The organism is Pseudomonas tremae, from assembly GCF_001401155.1.
Lineage (GTDB): Bacteria > Pseudomonadota > Gammaproteobacteria > Pseudomonadales > Pseudomonadaceae > Aquipseudomonas > Aquipseudomonas tremae.
Genome location: NZ_LJRO01000079.1, coordinates 206,130 through 212,373, shown reverse-complemented (window position 1 = coordinate 212,373; position 6,244 = coordinate 206,130). Strand labels below are relative to the sequence as shown.

Annotated in this window: 5 protein-coding genes and 1 pseudogene (1 of these 6 running past the window's edge); 4 read left to right on the top strand and 2 right to left on the bottom strand. The window is 59.8% G+C overall.

The annotated features are described in order from the left end of the window. A pseudogene (gene ampC / locus ALO43_RS06500) lies at positions 1-668 on the top strand (class C beta-lactamase) (it extends 447 nt beyond the left edge of the window). Here the strand turns inward: ampC and ada are convergent. Together ada and ALO43_RS06490 are read right to left on the bottom strand one after the other, a co-directional pair. After that, a complete protein-coding gene (gene ada, locus ALO43_RS06495; RefSeq protein ID WP_024671084.1) occupies positions 657-1,763 on the bottom strand; it encodes a bifunctional DNA-binding transcriptional regulator/O6-methylguanine-DNA methyltransferase Ada in 1,107 nt (368 codons plus the stop codon). The pseudogene ampC and the gene ada sit on opposite strands and share 12 nt — an antisense overlap. Before the next feature lie 82 nt (positions 1,764-1,845). After that, positions 1,846-2,418: a DNA-3-methyladenine glycosylase family protein gene (locus ALO43_RS06490; RefSeq protein ID WP_032618689.1), complete on the bottom strand. Its 573-nt coding sequence runs from the start codon at positions 2,416-2,418 to the stop codon at positions 1,846-1,848. Between the two features lie 393 nt (positions 2,419-2,811). On the opposite strand from ALO43_RS06490, the gene efeU reads away from it, so the two are divergent. Genes efeU through efeB form a run of 3 tightly spaced genes read left to right on the top strand, consistent with a single transcriptional unit; the run spans position 2,812 to position 6,230 of the window. After that, the gene (efeU, locus tag ALO43_RS06485) at positions 2,812-3,666 is read left to right on the top strand and encodes an iron uptake transporter permease EfeU (RefSeq protein ID WP_024671085.1); all 855 of its coding nucleotides are present in this window, start codon (positions 2,812-2,814) and stop codon (positions 3,664-3,666) included. A gap of 8 nt (positions 3,667-3,674) precedes the next feature. Beyond that, the gene (efeO, locus tag ALO43_RS06480) at positions 3,675-4,883 is read left to right on the top strand and encodes an iron uptake system protein EfeO (protein ID WP_054997264.1); all 1,209 of its coding nucleotides are present in this window, start codon (positions 3,675-3,677) and stop codon (positions 4,881-4,883) included. 24 nt (positions 4,884-4,907) lie between these two features. Further along, the gene (gene efeB / locus ALO43_RS06475) at positions 4,908-6,230 is read left to right on the top strand and encodes an iron uptake transporter deferrochelatase/peroxidase subunit (protein WP_024671087.1); all 1,323 of its coding nucleotides are present in this window, start codon (positions 4,908-4,910) and stop codon (positions 6,228-6,230) included. The last annotated feature ends 14 nt before the right edge of the window (positions 6,231-6,244 follow it).

Genomic DNA, 6,244 nt, shown 5'->3' with positions numbered 1-6,244 from the left:
CGGGCACCCATCGCACCTATGCCAACCCCAGCGTGGGCCTGCTTGGCATGATCGCGGCGCGGAGCATGCACCTGCCGTACGAAAAGGCCCTGCAACAACGCCTGTTCCCGGCGCTGGGCCTGAACAGTACCTACGTCAACGTGCCTGATGAAAAACAGGGGTTTTATGCGCAGGGCTACAACAAACTCGACGAACCGGCCCGGGTCAGCCCAGGCCCACTGGCAGCAGAAGCCTACGGTGTGAAATCGAGCAGCCGCGACATGATCCGTTTTGTCGAAGCTAATATCGGAACGGGTCAATACGACGCCCGTTTGCGTCGTGCCCTGAGCGACACACAGACCGGTTATTTTCGCGTCGCAAGCATGACCCAGGACCTGATCTGGGAACAGTATTCAATGCCGGTCCATCTGGAACAACTGCTTACGGGCAACGCCAGCGCAATGCTTACGACGCTGAAGGCTGAAGCTATCGAACCTCCACAGGCACCGCAGCCAGCCGCCTGGATCAACAAGACCGGATCAACCAACGGTTTTGGCGGTTATGTGGCGTTCATTCCGGAAAAACAGCTCGGCATTGTGATACTGGCCAACAAGAACTATCCGAACGAACAACGGGTAAGGCTGGCTTATCGGATTCTGGATGAACTGGGCTGCTGTTCAAAGCCCTGAAAACAACCCTGCCCCTTCGCCAGACTCGATTTCGAGCAGCTTGCGCTTGCGCTCCACACCCCAGCGATAGCCGGACAACGATCCGTCACTGCGCACCACGCGATGGCAGGGAATGGCCACGGCAAGCGTGTTGGCACCACAAGCGTTGGCCACAGCACGAACGGCGCTGGGCATACCTATCTGCGTGGCGATCTTCGTGTAAGTGACGGTAGATCCGGCAGGTATGCCCCTCAGTGCCTGCCATACCCGCTCCTGAAACACCGTGCCACGAATGTCCAGCGGCAGCGCAAGGCCGGTGGCCGGCGATTGTACAAAGCCCACGACCTTGGCAACCAGCGCTTCGAACTCCGGGTCTGCACCGATAAGGTTGGCGTTTGGGAACCGGTCCTGAAAACCTTCGATAAGCACGTCGGGATCATCTCCGAGCGAAATGGCGCAGATACCTTTGCTGCTGGTCGCCACCAGAATCGAACCCAGCGAGCTCTCACCCAAGGCGAACCTGATATCGACATTGGCGCCGCCTGCACGGTATTCGGAAGGTTTCATGCCGAGCATATTCTGCGAAGCCTCATAGAAACGACTGTTGGAGTTGTAGCCCGCTTCGTAGAGCGCACGGGTGATCGTCGTATCATCGGCCAGCCGGGCCTTCAGACGCGAGCGCATCGCCGCCTGCCCATAGGCCTTTGGTGTCAACCCGGTCAGCCTTTTGAACACCCTGTGAAAATGAAAAGCGCTCATGCCGACCTGTTCGGCAAGCTCGGTCAGATTGGGCATTGCTACGGCGCTGTCCAGCAATCTGCAGGCTTCGGAAATGGCATTAGCGCGTTTGAGCTCGACCGCTTGCTGATCGCTGCCGCTGCGCCTCGACGGACGAAAACCGGCGACTTCGGCCTCGCTCGCGGTGTCAAAAAACACCACGTTTTCTGGACGCGGAAGCCTGGTCGGGCTGCCAGGCTTGCAGTAGATACCAGTGGTCAATACGCCGTAAACGAAATCCGCACTGACGCCAGAGCGCCGCTTGAGCAGAATGTCCCAGCGTGGATCGTCTTCCGTGCGCAGGGCATGTGCTGTGTCAGTCCGCTTTATGCTGTCCATCTTGTGACCTCGCCCAGAGTTTCGCCAAGCCTATCCCGGTCAGGGCTGTCAGACACTCCGATGCTTGCTTTCAAATTCGAGATCAGCCGCTTGTGCCAAAACCGATCGGTACGCGCCACAGATACCATGCAGCAATCGTCCGGTAAGGCGCAAAGTCTTCACCAAGCCGACGCATTTCCCCATGGCCCGGCTTGAGTTCAAGTGCGTACAGGCGCCTGTAGCCTTCACACACGCCGAAGTCGCTGGCAGGCATGACGTCCATCTGACCAAGCCCATAGATGAGCATCATCTCCACCGTCCAGCGCCCTACCCCCGGCAACTGAATGAGCCGCTCGACGAGTTCATCATTAGTCATCGCCAGCGCAGCACTGACGTCAGGCACACGGTCGTCTGATCGCGCAGCTGCAATCGCCTTGATCGCCCGGCATTTGGATGCCGAAAAGCCGCAGGACCGCAATGCCTGCTCGTCCAGATCGACCAATGCCTGCGCGTCCGGAAAGCCGACACCCGGAAACAGCCCGCGCAGCCGCATGATCATCGCGTCGCCCGCCCTGGCGTGAAGTTGCTGGTAGGCCACTGCCTTGACCAGCGCCTGAAACGGATCCTGGGCCGCCGTCACCGGATGCAGACAGGGACCGACGTGATCGATCAGCATTTGCCACCGCCTGTCGATAGCGCTGAGCGACTCAACAGCCTGGGCGTGTGGCACCTCGGTCTGGCAATTCTGCGGCACAAGATCGCGACCGGAGTTCTCGAATTGAGATGACATCATGACTTCCAATATTGAAGTGGCCGGGTCTGGCAATTCAAAAACCCATCCTCATTTTGCGTGGTGTTCAACATGATCGCTGAGCGTTCAAAGCACCAGAAAAAAGTTCAAACCTCGAGCCACGAGTAGCTGAACCTCGCCTGAACAGCCTGACAAAAATCTGAAGCGGACAAAAAACAACTATCCGCATTCAAGAATGAGTATCATTATGTTACGCAGTGTTTCAGGCTGTTTGCTGGTCGAAACACCTGCACCCTTCAATCCTGAACCCGGTGGGATATGCTCGTTCCGTTTTTGATCATGCTGCGCGAAGGCATCGAAGCTGCGCTCATTGTTGGCATTATCGCCAGTTACCTGAAACAGACCGGTCGTGGCGAGTGGATGCCTGCGGTGTGGATCGGCGTGTTCCTGGCGGCTGCGCTTTCGCTATTCGTCGGTGGCGGGCTGGAGTTGATGAGCGCCGAGTTTCCGCAGAAGCAGCAGGAATTGTTCGAGGGCATTGTCGGCCTGATCGCCGTGGGCATCCTCAGCTCGATGGTTTTCTGGATGCGTAAAGTGGCGCGTTCGATCAAGCATGCGTTGCATGAATCCCTGGACGCCGCCCTCACCGGCTCGAAAAACCAGACCTACGCACTGATCGCCATGGTGTTCTTCGCCGTGGCCCGTGAAGGGCTGGAAACCGTATTCTTTCTGCTCGCCGTGTTCCAGCAGAGCGAAGGCTCGGGCGCACCGCTGGGTGCCCTGCTCGGCCTGCTGCTGGCGGTGGGTTTCGGCGTAGCGATCTACAGCGGCAGCATGCGCCTCAACCTGAGCCTGTTTTTCCGCTGGACCGGGCTGTTCATACTCGTGGTGGCCGCGGGCATTCTTGCCAACTCGGTGCAGGCGCTGCATGAAGCGGGCGTCTGGAATCACCTGCAAGGCGTGGTCTTCGACATCAGTGCGCTGCTGCCGATGGACGGGCCTGCCGGCTCGGTACTCGCAGGCATGTTCGGTTATCAGGATGCGCCGACGGTCAGCACGCTGAGTGTCTATCTGATTTACCTGATCGGCGCGCTGGTACTGTTTTTCATGCCACACAGCCCGAAAGCAGCCAGGGCAGTACAGCCGCACCCATCTTCTGTTACGAACAAATAAGGGCACCTATGTCTAACCGTCCCTCAGGGCTTTCCGAGAAAGCCCGGCCGCCCCGTGTCCTGCGATTGGCAGTGGCCGGCTCGGTGATTCTGATGTTTGCCGCAGGCGGATTGTTCTATTACGCCTCGCAGGTGGCCGCCAAAAAGCGGGCCGCCAATGCTGGCACTGAAACAGTGGTCAATATTCATGCGCACAACTGTGAGCCAAACGCCCTGACCGTGGCAGCGGGCAACAACGCTTTTCGCATCGTCAACCGCTCTGAACGGGCCGTCGAATGGGAAATTCTCGATGGCGTGCTGGTGATCGAGGAGCGGGAAAATATTGCACCGGGCCTGAGTCAGGTAATCAATGCCAACCTGGCACCGGGCGATTACGCAATCACCTGCGGCCTGCTCAGCAACCCGCGCGGCACCCTGCATGTCACACCGACCGCCGAGTCCGATGCCAAAGCCAGAGCGCGCCCTTCGATGACCGCATTCATCGGGCCGCTCTCCGAGTACCGGGTGTACCTGAGCCTGCAGGGTTCAGCGCTCATCAAAGCCGTCATTGCCTTGCAACAGGCCATCGACGCTGGCGACCTGAGCGCCGCGCAGGCGGCCTATCTGCCTGCTCGCACCGCGTATCAGCGCATTGCCCCTGCCGCGCAGCGCTTTTCGGAGCTGGACAATGCGATCAACGCTCGCGCTGATTATTACGAGAAGCGTGAGCAGGACCCCGGCTTCACCGGCTTCCACCGCATCGAATACGCGCTGTTCGAACAACGCACTGTCGACGGCCTGTCACCCGTGGCATCACGCCTGCAAAACGACGTCACCCAGCTCAAGCAACAACTGATGGCGCAGTCGCTGCAACCCGAGCAGCTCGCCGATATTGCCGTCCGCACGATGCGCAGCCTGTCAGACGTGCGCAGCAACGGCGAGGAAGAACGTTACAGCCACAGCGACCTGAACGGTTTCGCCGCCAACCTGGAAGGTACGCGCAAGATCGTCGATCTGCTGCGCCCGCTGCTGATTCGTAGCGCTGGCGACATGTTGCAGAAAATCGACGTAGCCACCGCCGACCTGGACACCTCGCTGAAAGCGCTCCGCACCGCCGACGGTTACCGGTCTTACGAGCAGGTGAACACGGCGCAACGCCAGCAAATTGCGGCCAAGGCGGCGGCAGTGGCCGACGCAATCAACGGTATCGACTCGGCACTCGGCCTTTCTGACCTCTGATCCACTGGAGCACAGCACACCACGATGAAAAACCCAGACAACAATCCAGACACGAATAACGCCCCTGCATCGATTCAGCGTCGCCGTGTCCTGATGGGGCTTGGTGCCGCTGGTGCCGCGCTGGCTGGCAGCAGCCTGAGCGGCAACGTACTGGCCGCTGCACCAGCGCAAGTCACCGAAGCGCCGAACAGCGAAAAGACGCAGGACCACAACACGTTCCACGGCATTCATCAGACCGGCATCGTAAACCCGCGCCCGGCATCCGGCATGCTGGTGGCGTTCGATGTGCTGGCCGCCGACCGGGAAGATCTTGAGCGCCTGTTCCGCACACTCAACGAGCGTATCGCATTCCTGATGACTGGCGGACCGGTAGCGGAAGTCGATCCGAAACTGCCGCCACTGGACTCGGGAATACTCGGCCCGGTGGTGACGCCGGATAACCTGACCATCACGGTATCGGTGGGGGAATCACTGTTCGATGAGCGCTTCGGCCTCGCGTCAGTCAAACCCGCGCGTCTGAGCCGCATGACCGGTTTCCCCAACGATGCGCTGGACCCGGCCAATTGCCACGGAGATCTGAGCATTCAGTTCTGCGCCAACACCGCCGACAGCAACATCCACGCCCTGCGCGACATCGTCAAGAACCTGCCCGACCTGCTGCTGGTTCGCTGGAAACAGGAAGGCACCGTGCCGCCTCAGGCACCGAAAAAACCTGGCCAGCCTCCTGAAAGCGCGCGCAACTTTCTGGGCTTCCGGGACGGCTCGGCGAACCCGGACTCCAATAACCAGAAGACCATGGACGAGCTGGTCTGGGTGCAACCCGGCAGCGACGAACCGGCCTGGGCAGCCAATGGCAGTTATCAGGCGGTGCGCATCATTCGCAACTTCGTCGAACGCTGGGACCGCACGCCGCTGCAGGAACAGGAATCGATCTTCGGCCGCAGTAAAACCACCGGTGCGCCTATGGACGGCAAGGTCGAGACCGACGTGCCGAATTACGCGGCTGACCCGGAGGGCAAGAAAACCCGACTGGACTCGCACATCCGTCTGGCCAACCCGCGTACTGCCGAGACACAGCGCAACCTGATCCTGCGCCGTCCGTTCAATTACTCCAACGGAGTGAACAAGAACGGGCAGCTGGACATGGGCCTGCTGTTCATCTGCTACCAGGCCGATCTGGAAAAAGGCTTTATCACGGTACAGAGCCGCCTGAACGGCGAGCCGCTTGAGGAATACCTCAAGCCCGTCGGCGGCGGCTATTTCTTCACCCTGCCGGGCGTGACCGGCGAACAGGATTTCATCGGCCGCTCGTTGCTGGCGGCTGCATCGTCCAGCCAAACCGCATGACTTATTCACTCCTG

Excerpts from the sequence above, each read along its gene's own strand:
- ada (WP_024671084.1), bottom strand. The coding sequence starts at position 1,763 with ATGGACAGCATAAAGCGGACTGACACAGCACATGCCCTGCGCACGGAA.
- ALO43_RS06490 (WP_032618689.1), bottom strand. The coding sequence starts at position 2,418 with ATGCTGATCGATCACGTCGGTCCCTGTCTGCATCCGGTGACGGCGGCC.
- efeU (WP_024671085.1), top strand. The coding sequence starts at position 2,812 with ATGCTCGTTCCGTTTTTGATCATGCTGCGCGAAGGCATCGAAGCTGCG.
- efeO (WP_054997264.1), top strand. The coding sequence starts at position 3,675 with ATGTCTAACCGTCCCTCAGGGCTTTCCGAGAAAGCCCGGCCGCCCCGT.
- efeB (WP_024671087.1), top strand. The coding sequence starts at position 4,908 with ATGAAAAACCCAGACAACAATCCAGACACGAATAACGCCCCTGCATCG.